The organism is Virgibacillus sp. Bac332 (assembly GCF_003667785.1).
Lineage (GTDB): Bacteria > Bacillota > Bacilli > Bacillales > Amphibacillaceae > Virgibacillus > Virgibacillus salarius.
Genome location: NZ_CP033046.1, coordinates 371,977 through 389,902 on the forward strand (window position 1 = coordinate 371,977; position 17,926 = coordinate 389,902).

16 protein-coding genes are annotated in these 17,926 nt (G+C 36.2%); 2 read left to right on the plus strand and 14 right to left on the minus strand.

Annotated elements, in window-relative coordinates; genetic code table 11:
* Positions 1-68: 68 nt before the first annotated feature.
* The 7 genes from D9782_RS01710 to D9782_RS01740 form a co-directional block, all read right to left on the minus strand.
* Positions 69-1,418 carry an ArnT family glycosyltransferase gene (locus D9782_RS01710; RefSeq protein WP_121603919.1) on the minus strand — a complete coding sequence of 450 codons (1,350 nt, stop codon included), beginning with the start codon at positions 1,416-1,418 and terminating at the stop codon, positions 69-71.
* Positions 1,419-1,421: 3 nt separating this feature from the next.
* Positions 1,422-1,763: an EamA family transporter gene (locus D9782_RS01715; protein ID WP_121603920.1), complete on the minus strand. Its 342-nt coding sequence runs from the start codon at positions 1,761-1,763 to the stop codon at positions 1,422-1,424.
* On the minus strand, positions 1,760-2,134 hold the full coding sequence (locus tag D9782_RS01720; protein WP_121603921.1) for a DUF2304 domain-containing protein: 375 nt from the start codon (positions 2,132-2,134) through the stop codon (positions 1,760-1,762). Before D9782_RS01720 ends, D9782_RS01715 begins: the two co-directional genes overlap by 4 nt.
* A gap of 6 nt (positions 2,135-2,140) precedes the next feature.
* Entirely contained in the window at positions 2,141-2,860 is a 720-nt protein-coding gene (locus D9782_RS01725) for a glycosyltransferase family 2 protein (protein ID WP_255637645.1), read from the minus strand.
* Positions 2,838-4,022 carry an acyltransferase gene (locus tag D9782_RS01730; RefSeq protein ID WP_205601745.1) on the minus strand — a complete coding sequence of 395 codons (1,185 nt, stop codon included), beginning with the start codon at positions 4,020-4,022 and terminating at the stop codon, positions 2,838-2,840. The genes D9782_RS01725 and D9782_RS01730 overlap by 23 nt, the downstream gene beginning before the upstream one ends.
* Positions 4,023-4,094: 72 nt before the next feature.
* Positions 4,095-5,147, minus strand: a complete 1,053-nt coding sequence (locus tag D9782_RS01735; RefSeq protein ID WP_121603923.1) for an MraY family glycosyltransferase — start codon at positions 5,145-5,147, stop codon at positions 4,095-4,097.
* A 333-nt stretch (positions 5,148-5,480) separates the two neighbouring features.
* On the minus strand, positions 5,481-6,209 hold the full coding sequence (locus tag D9782_RS01740; RefSeq protein ID WP_121603924.1) for a glycerophosphodiester phosphodiesterase: 729 nt from the start codon (positions 6,207-6,209) through the stop codon (positions 5,481-5,483).
* Between the two features lie 166 nt (positions 6,210-6,375).
* On the opposite strand from D9782_RS01740, the gene tagD reads away from it, so the two are divergent.
* Positions 6,376-6,774 carry a glycerol-3-phosphate cytidylyltransferase gene (gene tagD, locus D9782_RS01745; RefSeq protein WP_121603925.1) on the plus strand — a complete coding sequence of 133 codons (399 nt, stop codon included), beginning with the start codon at positions 6,376-6,378 and terminating at the stop codon, positions 6,772-6,774.
* Positions 6,767-7,924 carry a CDP-glycerol glycerophosphotransferase family protein gene (locus D9782_RS01750; protein ID WP_121603926.1) on the plus strand — a complete coding sequence of 386 codons (1,158 nt, stop codon included), beginning with the start codon at positions 6,767-6,769 and terminating at the stop codon, positions 7,922-7,924. The genes tagD and D9782_RS01750 overlap by 8 nt, the downstream gene beginning before the upstream one ends.
* Positions 7,925-8,157: 233 nt before the next feature.
* Here D9782_RS01750 and D9782_RS01755 read toward each other — a convergent pair whose 3' ends face one another.
* The 7 genes from D9782_RS01755 to D9782_RS01780 all read right to left on the minus strand — a co-directional run bounded on the left by D9782_RS01755 (position 8,158) and on the right by D9782_RS01780 (position 17,728).
* Entirely contained in the window at positions 8,158-9,618 is a 1,461-nt protein-coding gene (locus D9782_RS01755; RefSeq protein WP_121603927.1) for an APC family permease, read from the minus strand.
* 577 nt (positions 9,619-10,195) lie between these two features.
* A complete protein-coding gene (locus D9782_RS01760) occupies positions 10,196-10,735 on the minus strand; it encodes a DUF1572 family protein (protein WP_121603928.1) in 540 nt (179 codons plus the stop codon).
* A gap of 104 nt (positions 10,736-10,839) precedes the next feature.
* Complete coding sequence (locus D9782_RS01765; protein WP_026679837.1) at positions 10,840-11,091, minus strand: hypothetical protein; 252 nt, start codon at positions 11,089-11,091, stop codon at positions 10,840-10,842.
* A complete protein-coding gene (locus D9782_RS23740) occupies positions 11,088-11,213 on the minus strand; it encodes a hypothetical protein (RefSeq protein WP_255637642.1) in 126 nt (41 codons plus the stop codon). Before D9782_RS23740 ends, D9782_RS01765 begins: the two co-directional genes overlap by 4 nt.
* Positions 11,214-11,406: 193 nt before the next feature.
* Positions 11,407-11,604, minus strand: coding sequence for a hypothetical protein (locus D9782_RS01770; protein WP_121603754.1), 198 nt, complete (start codon positions 11,602-11,604; stop codon positions 11,407-11,409).
* A 490-nt stretch (positions 11,605-12,094) separates the two neighbouring features.
* Positions 12,095-13,528, minus strand: a complete 1,434-nt coding sequence (locus tag D9782_RS01775) for a MocR-like pyridoxine biosynthesis transcription factor PdxR (RefSeq protein WP_121603929.1) — start codon at positions 13,526-13,528, stop codon at positions 12,095-12,097.
* Positions 13,529-13,957: 429 nt separating this feature from the next.
* A complete protein-coding gene (locus D9782_RS01780) occupies positions 13,958-17,728 on the minus strand; it encodes a S8 family serine peptidase (RefSeq protein WP_240455789.1) in 3,771 nt (1,256 codons plus the stop codon).
* Between the last annotated feature and the right edge of the window lie 198 nt (positions 17,729-17,926).

Consider the following 17,926-nt stretch of genomic DNA (forward strand, 5'->3'; position numbering starts at 1 on the left):
GTGCGGTAATGATACTCCTATTGATAACATGATTATTCGTATTTTGTGTAAAGAAGTTGTGTTTTGTCTCAGCCTCTTAATACTTTCAATCCTTGGATAATATTTACAACTTTCTTTATGATGGTTACAATAGCATATCCACCTAATATACACATGATTGGTATGATGAAAAATCCATATCGTGGAATAGTTAAGAATAAATTTGATAATCCAATATACATAATAAGAATAGCAGCAATAGCAATTGCCTCTTTCTTTCGAGTAATAAATGAAACGATTGTGGTAATAAATGCTAGATTTACAATTATATTATGAATTAATTTAAATATGTTTACATAGCTATAAGCCGTATAGAAATAAATGGCGTCTGGAAGCTTAAATAATTCGTATGTTTTTCCTACAGTAAACCAAGCAAACCAGAGACCAAAATTATTTTCAAATCCTTCTTTTATTTTCATTATTGCATACTCTTTACTGTCCATCCCCAACTCTGCTTGTTCTTTCCAATAATCAGAAAAACTATACAGGTCAAACGGGTTACTGCCCGCAAACCAGCTATTCCCTGAATGCGTGGATAATAGAATAAACTCATTAAACATAATAAAGTTTCTGATTACCCAAGGTGCGATAATAACCGCTGCGCCAAATGCCCAAACCCCAGTTATAACTATCCACGTTTTTAGCTGATGTCGATATTTTACCAATAAAATAGCAAATGCGATCAGAACTAATGGAGCAATCACTGGTCGTATCATAACTCCATAACAAAATACGACAGCAAAAAGAAAATGAAATATTTTGTTATTCTTTTCAAGCGCTAGTAAAAATAAATAAATTGCTAAACAAAAAAAGAATATTCCTGGTATTTCCGTTAATGACGTCCGAAAGTAATGAAGTGGTGTAAAGTAAGCTGCATACAATGCACTGGCAACAATACCAATCCAACGATTCGCAAACGTCTTAGCGCCAATCAAATAAATTAGTAAAATGGTGCCTAAACTTAATAACATATTAAACAATTTAACTACGGTCATTTGATCTACGTCCAAAATATTTGCTATATGAAACAACACCACCAATATAATTGGATATCCAGGTGTAACAAATGCATTGGACTTCCCATCTGTGTTGTAGCCATAAACACCGTCTTCGATAATCTGGTTTGCCATCTTTGTATATAAGTATGCATCTCTACTTCCATACTTCCATGTATGCTCTCTTAACATTGCAATACGTTCACTTATTTCTCCATTTTCTAATTGTTGCTGGATCTCTGCATCCGTAGGTTGAATAAAATTACTTCCTGGATGCTGAAAGAAAAAATATGTATAAACGATAAAGGAACATAAAAGGATGATTCCAATAATGTATATTGGGGCTTTCTTGTATAACTGTTTATTATCATCTGCTTGATTCATAGTTTACCTCGCTATTAAATATACTCCCAAAACAATAACTGCTGCTCCTACCCATTGACTTGGGGTTACTACCTCTTTAAAAATAACATAGCCAATTACTACACCTAATACGTAAGCTAGACTTTGAAAAGGATATGCAACACTAAAAGGCATTCTAGATAAGATGTATAACCACAGCCCTGTTGCCAACACATAGATAAGGCCACCACCAATAATATAAGGGGATTTTATCACTTGAATAATCGTTCCAAACCCCATTGTTCCAATTTGCTGCATACCTACTTTCCATAACATCTGTCCACTAACTAGAAGCATAATATTTAAAACCAATAACAGATAATTCATACTTTCTTTTCCCTCTTTATCATATTCTCCGAACTTGTATTATCTTGCTGCTGTTCCTTAAGTAAAGCAAATTCTTGCGTTAAATGAATAACTTTACGGTTTAATTTCGAGATGCGTCTAGTTAAATCAAATATCATTATGATCGTACTTAGTAATCCAAATAAAAATAATAGACTCGGTGCATAAGCAATTCCTAACAAATCAGCTATAATTTCTAATAATTTTCGAGATAGACTTAAAATTCCTAAAATAACACATACAAAAATCCAAATTAAAGAGTCACGAGTTTCAAGGATGCCTCTTCGAACCGACTCTATAACGATTGTAAAGAAAAAGCAGATTATGAGAAAACTAAATAATGTAATATTCATGCGAAACTACTCCTTAACAATTGATTGCATCAGGATGGAAAGCGTAACCTTCCCAAAATAGTAAATACTCTTCCATGGAGTTATAGATGATGCTCCACCTTGACGTGCATGCATATTAGCAGTAACTTCTTTGATTCTCATCTTTTTTCGGTTCAAATGCATTAGTACCTCAGGTTCTGGATAATCCTTTGGGTAATTTTGTGCAAATAACGCAATAACTTTTCGATTAATTGCCCGATAACCTGAAGTAGGATCTGTAAAGTTTTTCTTCGTAAGAACTTTCAATACAAAATAAAAATAGTAAATACCAATTCTTCTCGTTATACTTCCTTTATACTCTGTTTTTTGTAAAAACCTGGAACCAATAACCATGTCTTCCTCCCCTTCTATAATTGGTTCCATTAATTCAAATAAATCTTTCGTATTGTGTTGCCCATCCGCATCAAATTGGATTGCAATTTCATAGCCATGATTGTATGCATATTTATATCCAGTTTGCACGGCTCCACCAATCCCTAAATTCTGAGGCAATTTTAATTGAACAATATCAAACTCCTTAATAATCTCCTCCGTACTATCAGTTGAACCGTCATTTACAACACAAACTTCTAGCTTTTCCGTTTTATTCTTTATTTCCATTAGACTTGTTAATGTTGTTGCAATACTATCTTCTTCGTTATAAGCCGGAACAATAATTATCGTTTTAGGAATACTTTTTATATCCATTGATATTCCCTTCCTTTTCAGGATTTTTTGGCATCCTTGGCTGATCCATCTTTCCAAATAGTATCCAATAAAAAGGGATATATCGAAAGGCAAAACGTACAGCAAACCAGCTCAGTAAACCAACAAATATAAATGTTATTACTTGCCAAGTATGATAAATTATCGGTGATCCTGACTGAATTATTTGCCTGAATATCATCAAAAATAAAGGATGAATTAAGTAAATACCAAAGGATGATGCTCCAATCTCCATAAAGACAAATTTGGTCCGTGGCTGAAAACTTTGATCTGCTATGTGTGCTATATAAAACAATAACACCCCGGCAAACAAAGCATGTGTTGCCCATGTAAATTCACCGATATAATTAGTGACAAATTCAGGTGAATTACTTGAAATCGCAGTAAAGACACCAATTCTAACCAAATACATATAGCCCGTATATAAAATTACTAATACACCATAACCAATACTTATTGGTATGATTATACGTTCTTTAAAAAGCGGCTGTGTCCATTTATGCTTTATATCGTTATAGTAGATTCCAAGAAATGCCCCCAGAAAATAAAAGGATAAATAAGATAAGGATATAGAACCTTTCCAAGGGAACTCAAAGTAGTTATTATTTAATACTACCCAAGTCCATTGCAATACCAAGCCGATCCATATTGCGTGTTTTCTTAAGAATCGTAGCTTCCTAAAAGCAATTAGCAACAATGGAAATAGAAGGTAGAATTGCACACTAATAAAGACAAAGTATAAATGTGTATGCGCTTTTCCAAGTGCTAATAAAGTTAAAAATCGGTTTATCGCAAAAGGGATGCTCGGATAATCGTAATAAACAAACATTTTAATAACAAAATAGACTATTGAAAATACAACATAGGGAATTAAAATAAACTTGAGGCGCTTTACATAAAATCGTCTCATTAATCGCCAAGTTATATCTCTAGGAAAGTAATTATAAAATAATACAAAACTGCTTAGCATAATGAAAGTTGGCGTTCCTAACTTTCCGGCTATGTTCAAAAAATTATAAACAGGAAATAATAATGAATCCGTTTCTAAATACGTCACTCCACTAGACGAGGCATGAACTGTTAGTACTGCCAAAATCGCAAAAGCCCTCGCTAGCTGTATTTCATCTAAAGTATTTCTTTGCATATGCTTCACTACAATCACCAAGACCCTATGTAATATTCGAAGCTACTTATACAATGCAACTCCATTACTAAGCTACTTCGTCTTATCTTTACTAGTTGCAATCCAGTTTAATATGGGTCGATACCGCTCGCTAACGATACCGGTTACTTCAACAATAAGCTCTACCATAATAAGTACCGTAACTAATATTATGGTTGTTCCCCACATCGCTGAACGAGTTAATATAACAGCAGCTAAACTAAACAACATACTCAAAGCGTATATCATAATTACCGTCTGACTATGGCTATATCCCATCCGTATAATACAATGATGCAAATGAAATTTATCTGGGGAAGCTAATGGCTTCTTATGTACAATTCGGCGAATTATGGCAAATAATGTGTCTAAAATCGGTATGGCTAAAATAACAATAGGAACCATCAATGAGAAAAGTGCAACATTTTTGAACAGACCCATCACAGCAATAATGCTAATCATATAACCAAGAAACAGTGAACCAGTATCTCCCATAAATATCTTTGCAGGATGAAAATTATATACCAAAAATCCAAGCGTACTCCCTAACAGCATGAAGGATATTAATGCGATTGGATAATTTCCCATAGAAATAGCAAGCACGGAAATTGTTAGTAAGGCAATAGAGGATACTCCCGCTGCTAGCCCATCCAATCCATCGATTAAGTTAATTGCATTAGTAATTGCCACAACCCAAATGATCGTTATTGGAATGGCCGCTAATCCAAAATCAATTCGGTCGCCAAATGGTACTGTAATAAATTCGATGGTGTATCCACCGAATACAGGAACGATCGCTGCTAACAACTGACCTCCAAACTTAACCTTAGCTGATAATTGAAAAAGGTCGTCTAGTGCACCTACTAGCATAATAATGGTTGCACCAATGGCGACAGGCCAAAAGTCAAATGTTATCGGTAGGAAAATTAGAAAACCAAGTAGAAAACTGGTATAAATGGCAAGACCACCTAAACGTGGCATGATTTTTTGGTGTACTTTTCGATTATTTGGTTCGTCAACTGCGCCACATAAAATAGCTAGTTTCTTTACAAACGGTGTTAATATAATTGCTACAATAAAACATATAATAATACCACTATAATTCACAGTAATCCTCCTACTATTTACCAAAGAGGTTGTTCAAACGTTGAACAAACAGATACATCCAATTTTTTTATTGCTTGGAATATATAAGATTCCTTGCGTTTATTGGTATATTTTAGAATAATAGCCTTTTCCGGTTAAACAAAGAAGGCCGGCCTTTAAATGAAAATTGAACTTTCAAATACAGGTTATCTCCTATTGAGGGAACAGGATAGTATTATGAAAGTAGTTAACTACACTTTCCCACCATTTAAGGTTCAAAATTGTATATTACAAAAATAAAAATGCTCTAGGAGCAAAATGTTTCTACTTTTTCTACTCAAAGTATCTATAAAATTAAATAATTACTTTTTGTAATGTTGAAGAATCAGGGTAATGATAGGCTTTATACTTTTCCAATTCATCTGTTGTTACAAGAACTGATGGATACTTCTTAAAGCGTTGCATTTGTTCTACGCTGTTTACCGTCCATGCAACAACTTGAATACCTAGTCCATCACAACGATTTACATATTTTTCTTTTAATCCATCATGTTTCACAGCAATGTAACTTGCATCCAGCTTTTCAATTAGTCGAAAATGGGAGCGTTTCAACTTATTAACGAGAGGTCCTATTTTAATTTCGCTTGATAGCTGACGTAGCTTCGCAAGCGACTTATGATCAAATGAAATAACATAAACTTGATCAATCATATCTACCTTTTGAATCGCTTCAAAGACCTCTTTTTCTAAATAATCATATAATTTCGTATTTTTCATTTCGATTGAAACAATGATTTGATTTTTAGCTAATCGAAGTACATCCTCTAATGTAGGAATTTTTTCTGAATCACCAACTGTAAATTGTTGGAGTTCCGATAGAGTATAATTTCGAATCTCTCCACTTCCATTTGTCATTCGATCAATTTTATAATCATGCATAACCACTGGAATACCATCTTTACTAAGGTGTACATCTAATTCGATATGAGTGAAACCTAATTCAATAGCAGCTTGAAAAGAAGACAGTGTATTTTCTGGATATTTAGCAGGATAACCTCGGTGTCCAATACCTCTAATATTCATCATCATTCTCCTTTCTGCTTCTAAAAAATATATAATTTATTTTCCGATTATTTTCATTATAAATCTCACTTATTAAGCGCATATTAGCTAAGAGTAAATAGTTTGTAAATTTATTCAATAAATAAACATTGGGTAATCTTACTATAAATATGGGAGGCTAAATAAAATGAAAAAAGTCATTACTTACGGGACGTTTGATATTCTCCATACGGGTCATATTAATTTATTAAGACGTGCCAAAAAGTACGGTGACTATTTAATCGTTGCTATCTCTACAGATACATTCAATACACAAAAAGGAAAGCAGGCATACTATACTTTTGAACAAAGAAAAATGATCTTGGAAGCAATTCAATATGTTGATGAAGTGATTCCAGAACATACCTGGAATCAAAAAAAGAAAGATATCACGAAATACAGTATTGATGTTTTCATTATGGGAGATGACTGGAAAGGCAAATTCGATGATTTACAATCGCTTTGCGAAGTAATTTATTTACCAAGAACTATTGGTATATCTACAACAAAAATTAAAAAGGATTTAACAAAACCAAAACATGAGTAGAGAGGTAGTCATCGCTGTTTACTTATTTATCTTTCGCATATTATTTAATCTATTTCGATTGTTACCGATGAAGCGAAAGACTACATTTATTGCTTCCATAGGTCACAATGTCTCATATACAGCCAAAGAATTGAAACATCAAGCGACTGATTCTATAGTAATTTTGAAAACGAATCGCTTCCAGCTAAATTTCAATCCAAATCATGAATACACAATGATTCATTTTAAAGCTTGTCATCCGTTCGATTGGCTACGATCCGTCTATCATTTAGCCACTTCTCATGTCGTGTTTGTAGATAATTATTACGGAATATTAGCCGTTACAAACTTTCGCTCAAACGTAAAAGTTGTTCAGCTTTGGCATGCAGCAGGAGCAATTAAAAAATTTGGACTTCAAGATCGCTCTAATCAATATCGCTCCAGAAAAGCACGTAATCGATTTAGAAAAGTTTATCAACGCTTCACCCACGTTGTTGTTGGGTCAGAAAGAATGGCTTCTATTTTTATTCAAAGTTTTGGCATTAAAGAAAACAAGCTATTACGCACTGGTGTACCAAGAACGGATTTCTTTTTTCAACCTGACAAAATGAAGGTTGCCATGGAAACAATTCAACATAGCATCCCTTTTGATCGTTCAAAGAAGGTTATCTTATATGCACCGACATATAGAAAAACACCTAAAACTGACATTCAATTAGATTTACAACAATTTCATGTTCATATGAAACACGACTATGTCCTATTTTTAAGTATTCATCCATCAGAACGAATGAAAGTGAAAAATAAGTATCCTAACTTTGTTTTTGATGTATCACGCTTTTCATTAAATCATATATTGACTGTTACTGATATACTCATTACGGACTATTCCTCTATCCCATTTGAATTTTCTTTACTAAAGCGACCCATGGTATTCTATGCATATGACTTACAACAATACAAAAGCGAAAGAGGCATATGGGATATGTATGAAGATCAGGTACCAGGGCCTGTAGTTATGAATACAATGGATGCTGTACAAAAAATAAAAGAAGGTTCGTTTAACTTAAATCGTGTATACTATTTTTCAAAGGAATGGAATACTTATTCTACTGGTGTTTCTTCGAAAGAATTAATTAAAGCTATCTATAGTACAAAGATAAAAAATTAATACGAATATAAAGTGAAAAATTTCCATCCGTGAGGGGTTGTTTATCCCCCACGGATGGTTAGTACCACATGGGTATGACTAAAGGCGATGAAACCAATCGGACATATACTAGCAGTCCACCCTTGGTTTTTTTATTGCTTGAAGTGAGGGGAGTACTGCCAGTTATATGCGGGATAAATAATTAAAAAACCTGTTAGTTCACTCTAAAGTGACTCCTAACAGGTTTTCCATCGTTAACTTCGATTTTTTGCTTCAATTTTCTTCGATCCGAGAATCAAATAATTTAATTCCTCTTTAGGAATCTTATTAAATTCCGTTCGTTTTGCAAAATAAAAAATCACACCTAATCCAATCCATGCTGCTAAAGCAATCCGTGATTGGATGCCAAGAAATGCTGGTGATCCAGGTATTAATAATAAAGCTAGGAAAACCAAGCTTGCTAGCATTCCAACTGCTGAGACCGTTTTTTTAAATGGCGACACAGCGTGCTTTTTCGGATCAAAGCTTTTGTCTTTTTTTGTTTTAAACAAAGTGAAAGCCGTGTAGCATGTATAGAAATAAGCAATCGTTACACCTACAGAAGACATATCCACTACCCATAGTAATGCTTCTCGCCCAAACCAAGGAGCGAATGCAGATACAACTACAGTAAATATAATTCCTACATAAGGTGTTTTATATTTTGGGTGAAGCTTTGAAAAGACTTCTGGTAAAATCTTTGCACGTGACATTGCAAATAACAGACGACTTGATGAAATAATAAAACCGTTCAGTCCAGTAAATACTCCCATTGTTAAAGCGGTAACCAGTAGCACAAGTCCCATTGTCCCCAATAGCTCTTGAATTGCAGCGCCTGTACCCCACACATGACTTTCGGCCACTAAACCCTGCCAAGGTTGAATCATTGCCGTTGCGATGATCATGAGACTGTATAATACCGCAGCAAAGAAAATGGCAAGTATGATTAACGAAAAGGCCTTTTTAGATGAAAAGTGAAACTCTTCTGCTGCCTGTGGAACATTATCAAAACCAACATATGCCCAAGGCGCAATTGCTACGATAGAAATAATGGCTGCAAATGCTGTCGTTTCAGTAGGAAAAAATGGTTGCACATTGGAAAGGCCAGCACCTGGCTGCCCACCAACCATAAAGGTTATTGCTACAATACTTAGAATCATAATACTACAAAAGATAAATTGCATACGCCCTGATAAGCCTGTCCCTCTAACGTTAAAATAACCAAATGTACCGAGCGCAACCGAAGCGATAATGATCTCCATTCCATAAACATCCCAACCAGCTACTTGATATAGGGGTAAATTTTCAATAAGTGCTGGAAAAACAAACTTAAACATTAACGCAAATGCCGAAGCGTTTAACGCGACAATACATATATATCCTAGGGTTAAAAACCATCCACTTATAAATGCATGCGTACGACCTAAACTAATAAATGCATACGCAAACTCTCCACCTGATACAGGAAAACTTTTTATAAGGAAACCATAGCTAACTGCTATAAGCATCATTAATAAAGCACCAATACCGAAGCCGATAATTACTCCCATTGGTCCTGCTGCGGACATCCATGTCGTTGGTTGAACAAAAGCCCCCCAACCTATCGATGACCCTAAAGCTATCGCCCAAACCCAATGAGCCTTTAAAGATTTTTTCAGCGTCGTTCTTTCTTCCATGATTGATCTCCTTTTTTTCTTGGTCCTTTGACCTAAGATGTTTACACACCTGTAGAATTCTATCACATTGTCTGATTATTAAACAAATTCCATATTCCTCTATATAGCAAGACATAGACTTTAATCGAGGCATATAGTCACCACCATCGCAAACGTAGTTAAATTATGAGCCATTTCGACTTATTTCCTCACCTACATAACCTTGCATAAGCAATAATGTCTAATGGAAAACTACAGATAGATAGTGGTACCCTTCTTTTATATCGAATAAACATGTTATCTGTCGGATCACCATCCACGTTACGTAAGTAAATCTTCTACATTAAGGAATAACGGTGAGCTTGCGAGCCGTTGATGACTTTTCGTAGGGAGATTTGTGAAGTCGCCTCGTTTCTGTACACTGGAGCTGGCGCGGCGCAACACGCCCCTATTTATCAACAACAAAAAGAGAAGAATCAGATATAACAAGATTCTTCTCTAATCATAACGAAGACTCTCCTTCACCTTTATCAGATTGAAGAAGAGTCTGGATTATTCTATGGTCAAGGAGAGTCGTCTACTTTCCTATTCTCTAGTATTAACTTGTACCGTGTTTTTTCTTCATTTCTTTTAAGTATTCCTCTGACTTTCCCTTAGGAATACTTAACGATTGCCATTGCGTCCCTTTTAGTTGTTTACCTATGTAAAGAATTTGTCCAATATGTGATGAATAGTGTGTTAGTTGCCTTTCAATTGCATCGATTACCGATAAAGACTGAGATCGGATGGTTACATATTTTTCTAGGTCCTCCTCCTTTAAACTCTGAAGCGTGCTGATTAATATACGCCAACCGTATTCCCATGTTTCCAGCAAATCATCCTTAGAGGCAATGGTATTAATAAACTCTTGATCCCTATTTCGATTTTCCTTTTCTCCATCACTAGTTAAAAAATCTGTCCATCTGGATACCATATTTCCACTCATATGCTTAACAATAACAGCAATACTATTTGCTGCTTCATTAGGTACCCAATGGATATCGGGTTCCTCTAATTGTTCCAATGCCCGATCGCCTTGATTCTTCAACTGATTAAATCGGCTATTGATTACTTGTAAATACGTCTGTCCAATTCCCATGTGTATCTCCTTTCATCGCTTACTTTTTCTTTTCAAAGTTAAATCGGTTACGAGATAGAACTATTATAATCTCACTTTGTAGTTCTATCTAAATTGGAGAAGCGTTAAAAAAGATAAATAGCAAAGGCTAAGATAGCTAAAAGAATGGTGATACTGTATATCCATGTTAATATTGGGACATTCGATGATAAAGACTTTGACTCATATTCAATGGATCGCTCCAGCTCATCCTGAGGCGTATGCCCCTCTTCTTCGTACTTCTTCATTTTATTTTCTTCTTGCTTTAATGCAAAAATAGTACCACCTAATGCTGCGATGAATAATACAATTAATAAAAGAATAAGACCTAAACTCATAATATATCACCTGACTTTTTCTGTTTTGGCATCTGCCTTTCTTCATGACAAGATCGCTGAATTATTCTGTTAATGCTTACTGGAAATCCATTAACAATCTTAAGATATACGTTACACTTCAATTCGATGCCTCCTTAAACGGAAAAATGAACCTTCTACCTACTATAATATACCGTTTTCAAATTATATCACCATCCAATTCAGTATCTTTTTCCCCATCAACTTTTATTAAGAAAAACGGAGCAAAATTCGCTCAGTCCTTATCACTACATGCTCAGATTTACGCTTCCTCTAGTAGCTATTATGGAATAATAGCTACTGCTTGACCACCACTCCGGCTGCCCACTTCCCTTTCCGTGGGGTTTGTCCTTCAGCTAACTTTTTTAGCAAAACCCGCTCAAAAAAGTGGATCTTCAGGTCAAACATTTCCCACAGGAGTTGAAGTGGCCGGCCTTCGCTATTATCAGGCTCTACAACGCTAGCATGAAGTAACACAGCTGCTTTTATACTCACGGATAGCGATTTTCACTTTACCCATTGTAAAAAAAGTCAACCTATTTCTTATGACAAGAATTGTTGCACCTTCTCATAGCGGAGACTAATTACGTAGACTCCTGCGGGATTAGCGCGAGCCGAAAATCCACTTTGCAACGTGTTCTTCTTTGCAAAGTTAGTTGAGGCCGTGCCCACGGAAAGCGAAGTAATTAGTCGGAGCATTGCCAATATACATCAAACATTTCAAAATAACTACTTGGCTTAACACAGTCATTGCACTGATTTTATACTTTCTTAACTTAGAACAAACAAAAGCGCAAGCTCCCGATTAGCAACGTAGCGACTGAAGCGAGTCAACGGAGATAAAGGAATCACGGTGCGCTTGCAAGCCCATGATGACTTATCGCAGGGCGATACGTAAAGTCGCTACGCTTCTGGGTGCTGGAGTTGGACACGACTCAACACGCCCTATAATTATACATAGGCTCAAATTTTATAATTTCCTATACTATAAGAAATGTTTTAGCGCTTCAGAAAATCGTTTAATACCTTGATCGATTCGTGCTTCATCTTCTTTCGCAAATGTAAAGCGAATATACGTACTTCGTGTGCCCAAGGCGCTACCTGGCAAATAAATAACCCCACTTCGAATCGCTTCTTCAAGTAAGTGCATCTCATTAATTTTGGTAGGAATTCTACACCACAAATGAATTCCCCCCTCAGGAGCATAAAAAGTAACATAATCACCTATATGAAATTGCAAACTGGATATGATCTGGTCTCTCCTATTAGCTAATTGCCGCCTTAAGCGCTTCATATGAGGATTGAAATAAACAGGCTGGAGGAATTTATCCGCGATCCTTTGAGAAAATGCACTATGACCAAAATCAAGCTGTTGCTTAGCATCTGACAATCTTTCAATAACAGCTCTTGGTCCAATAATCCAACCAATTCGTAAACCAGAGGCAACTATTTTAGACAAGGAACTAATGTAAAGCACATTCCCATTGAGATCCATTGATTTTAATGTACTCATTTTCTCCCCATTAAATGACGTTAAGCTGTAAGGATCATCTTCAATAATTGGAATTCCAAATTTAGCAGAGATGTCAATAACTCTTTGCCGACCGCTGTAGTTCAATATTGTTCCTGTAGGGTTCTGAAAGATAGGATTTAAAAAAATCATTCTTATCTTGTGTACCTTTAGTAATGAAACTAAATCATCTGGATTAATCCCATGCTTCCCAACAGGTAGCGGTAATGTTTTAACTCCAGCTGTTTGAAAAACTGGTAAATGGTAACTATATGAAGGATCCTCGATAGCCACAGTATCACCTGCCTTTAACAGACATTGAACAACAAGATGCAATGCCTGCTGTGCACCTGAGGTAATTAAAATAGAAGAAGGATTAGTATTAATTGCTTTATATTCTTTCACATGTGCGGCAATTGTCTCTCTTAATTTCTCATTACCTAATGGATGATCATACCCAAGCGTTTCTGGAAATTCCCCTGAACCAGCGATTTCCTTTAACGTAGTTGTTGGAAATAAGCCTTCAGATAACTCACCACTGGCTAAATTAATTATATCCTCTTCCGTCATCTCCTCCCGAAGTCGTTGTGTTATAGGAAGGTTTTGTAGAAAGGAGCCGGCTTCTATATATCTGTTCCAATTTGGAATCCTTTTCTTTTCCATTCCCCATATATCTCTACTAATTGTCGTCCCGCTACCTTTTTTTCTTTCTATTAAACCGTTTGCTTGCAATTCATCATAAGCCGCCACTATCGTACTTCTATTTACCTGTAAATCGTTTGCCAGTGTGCGCTCAGATGGCAAAGGCTTATCAGCCAGAAACGTTCCGTCATCTATTCCACTCTCAATATAATCAGCAATTTGTTTATAAATAGGCTTTTTTGCCATGCGGTCCGGTTTCCATTTCATTGCTTAACGTCCTTTACATAGATTCTTTTCTTCTATTATAACAGGATACTATTGGATTCGAATACGCTACCACGATACAATGTCAAACTTTCATTAGTTCCTTTTCCCTCCATTCCTCTCTAAAGCCCCCACGCTTCTATCAATCCACGCTCTCCTATAGGTTCAATTCATCGACGGTAGTTGTTATACCTTTGAAAGAGCGTAAAAGGTGGTTTTCAAGTCAGCTCACCACACAAGCTTTGATGGGTCACTTACACTTTATAAAGTGAAACTTCAATCATTAGGGGAGCATTACTGCCAATTATATGTGGGGTAATTTCTTAAGAAAACTTGAAGTGGGGCTTTTTACGAATAAAAATAAACAATCGGATTCTAGAATTATTAGAACCCGATTGTTTGTCATTCCCTTACGCATCAGTTAGTGATTGTTTAACCAAAGATTTCCCAAAAATTACCGAATATGGACCACAGTTTATCGAAGAGATGTCCAAATAAGCTATCCTTCACACTATCTGTATCTCCAGTCCGTTTAGTTACCGTATAGGTTTCAACCGTTTCATGTCCTGCTAGATCAACTACTTTAAACTCGAAGACATTTTCTCCATCTTCTAAATCTAATTCTACCTCAATCTCTTCATTAAATTTCTTCTTACCGTATGGTTTAGATAGTTCATGTGTATAAACATGATCTCCATCAACATATAAATTAATGTCATCGAAATTATCTTTCACTTTTGCAGTTAATGTAATATGATCTTCTTTCGTTTTCTTTTTGCCTTTTATTTTTAACTTTGCTTTCGAAGAATCAACAAAGTATCTTCTACCTATTTCCGTTTCATTTCCAACATTATCTACTGCCTTAATATGCTTAAAATAGTAACCATCTTTTTTATGAGATACCGGCATTGAAAAATCGTAACGCTCTTCTTCCTCGTTGTAAACAAGCTCTGCTTTTTCCCCGTCAATGGTTACTTCTTTTACACCAGACTCATCCGTAACATACCCAGAGAATACGACTTCTTTATCTGCATCAGCACTATTCATTTCTGGAGTTAATAAGTGAAGATCAGGAACCGTTTTATCAGGCTCTATCATTTCTGCTTCCGCTTCTACTTCATTACCTGCATAGTCAGCCGTTACGACTGTAATCGTTGCATCTTCATCTACATCCGTCAACGTATGTTCTGTTTCACCATTTACATATGGTTCTTCCAATACAGATTCTCCGTTTACAAGAACATCCCAATAAGCTACGCCACTTCCACCTTCCGTATCTTCTGCATGTACGGTGAGAAGCTCTTCATCAAAGCTATAAGATGCCTCTACCTCTGGAGCAGTAGTATCTAATATTACTGGAAGTCTTAGTGTTTGCCATTCCGCACCCTCATAATCAATGACTCCCTCTGCTTGTAGATAATAGTTACCCTCAGGAGCTGGTTTTCCTTTTATTTTCCCATCCCATGCACGATCAGCAGAAATAGAGTAATAAGGACCTGCACCTGAATCATAATAGTTTTTCACTAATTCTGATTCTAATCTAATGGTACGTACTTTTTTGCCATCCTCATCTAAGACCGTGAATTTTGCATCTTTTGCGTTCCTTAAGAAAGATAGCATCATTAATGCATCATCCTGCACGCCATCACCATTTGGTGAGAAAGCAATCTTTTCAGGATCTACTTCACCTGTAGCTAAATCTTCACCAAGGTAGCCATATTGCATTTCTCCTGAGTCATCTTTACCTAATGATGTAACGACAGAAGTCATTTCATAAAAGGAATCATCATCCCATACAGGCTCATCAAAAATAGGTGCATTATCCCACTCACCTTTGAACCCTACATATGGGACAGTTAATTCAGGGTTCGTATCTGTTGGATCCGTTAACGTAACAAATCCTTCTAACCAATATCCATTCGTAAATATTTCTGCAAGTGAATCATCTACCGAACTCACATCAATAGTTACTGTAAAGGTTGTTGAATCATTTGCTGGCACTTCTATGGTAGCGTCTTGATCTCCATTAATTGTCGCTAAGTCACCTAAATCATTTGATGGGAACATATTTGGTGCAGTGACAATCACACCACCTCCATCAACTGGTGTATCCGTTTGTACATTTGCCTCAACATCATAGGTTACCGCTTCATCACTGAAGTTTTGTGCAGTAAGTTCAAATGATACTTGATCACCAGAAATTTCTTTTAAAGCAACTTTAGCTTCATTGGTTTCTGCTTCTGTTACAACTACTGGTGTTGATAATGCTGCATGGAGCTGCATTAATCCTGAACCTTGTCGACGTGGTGATACAGGTTCTTCTTCAAAATATACTTGATCAGATGTATTCATCATTAAATTTTTTGCGAGATTAACACGATCTGCTTGCTCATAACCAAATTCCTCATCCACACGTTGCAGAACTAATGCACTTCCACCAGATACATGAGGAGCAGCCATGGAAGTTCCGCTCATTAATCCGTACTCATTATCATTTAATGTAGAATAAATTTGTCCACCTGGTGCTGTAATTTCCGGTTTAAAATCGAGATTCGACGTAAGACCCCAGGAAGAAAAAGCACTCATTTTCCCAGCATCTGGATTATCTATCGTCGTTGTTTCTCCTGAGAATTCTACTGAAACAGCTTGTCCATTTGCTAATGCTTCTGCAAGTTGATCCCCATCACTTTTCAACATAAATAATTGCGGAATCGTAATGGATGCCTCTGAAGCCATATTCACAACACCGTCTGTATTATTATAAATAATAACACCAGTAGCCCCTGCTTCTTGCGCATTTAATGCTTTTTCGGTAAATGCAAGCTCTCCACGTTGAATGAGTGCATATTTACCTGAGAGATCTCTTCCTTCAAAGTCTTCCGGATATCCTAGTCCTGCATCAACTAGTTCAAACGATGATCCATCCTCAGGCGGGCTTGTCTGACCAGCTGACAAAAATGCTGCAGAGCCTGCTTCTCCATCAATGGTATAACCTAATTGGTCTACTTCCATAAACGTGTTTTCATAGGAAGCAACTTGTAAAGATTCATAAGAAACACCAGGTGATCCTACTAAACCATAATCAGGATTAGATGCATACGGGTAAAAATATCCATCGGCAAATAAAGCAGAGTTCCCAGCAGAAATTGACATTAATACGCCATTATCTACCGCACGAGCAACTGCTTGCTGTTCTGGTGAGTCTGGATCAACATAACCTGCTGTAGACCCAAGGCTCATATTTAATGCGTCTACCCCTAATTTAATGGCATCATCAATAGCCTTCACATAAACATCACCATACGTATATTGCATTTCTGGGTCATTTCCGAATACTTTTAAGGCTAACAACTGAGCTTCTGGTGCAATTCCTAGCACCCCACCATTGTCTTCATCACCATTGGCACCTACTGTACCAGCAACGTGCATACCGTGATAATTTGCTTCTGCATGTATCTCACGAATTTCATCATTTTCATCCATATAGTTATAGCCATAAGGAACCTTATCGGTATAAAAATTCCCAGGTAACCCTTCCTCATCAATGGTTTCATTGACTGCCTCTTCGGTTAATGCAGCCGTGTCTGCATCTGATAAAACCATGTCTTGATGAGTAGAATCGATGCCCGTATCAATGATACCGACAACCATACCTTCTCCTTTATAACCATAATCCCTCCAAGCCTGTTGGGCTTCTACTAATTCTTTACTGTATTTCATTTCAGGCTTAGCAATTGGGCGTTCATACTCATTAACTACGTGTACCTTCTTTACATTTGGTATGTCCTTTATTTTTTTGAGGTCGCCCTGTTTTACCTCTGCACTAAAGCCATTAACGACAGTTGTAAATTCTTGTAAGTATTTTGCTTCCACTTTTTGTTGCTTCATTTCTGATTTAATCGTTTTTTGCTTTGCTTTGGCATCTATCTCCAGTTTCTTTTTCTCGCTTTCTGCAAGACTATTAAATTTTATGCCTTTTTTTGTAGCCACTTCAATAGCTGGCTTATCTTTCACTTCAACGATAACACGTACTTCTTTATCTGGATTTCCTGTTTCTGTCAATTTTTCTGATGTTAAATCAGCTTTTTTCTTGGTTTGTCCAGATAATTGGCCCATTGCACTAGCTGTGGAAAAGTTACTGAATGCGAGTAATAGCACAAATAAGATGATAAAAGACCTTTTTAGCATTGGTTTCCCCTTCATACATTCTCCCCCTTATTAATTTGGTAGTTTACTAGAATCGTGACTCTAGCCTCCTTCCTCTGAATAAACTAAGACTTAATATTCAGATATTAACAATCATAGTAAATTTCCGAATATTAAGCCAGCATCAAAAGTCCTAGTGTTAAAGTTATAGAAATTCTTGGTAATTCGACAAAAAACAACATAAACCTCCAATAT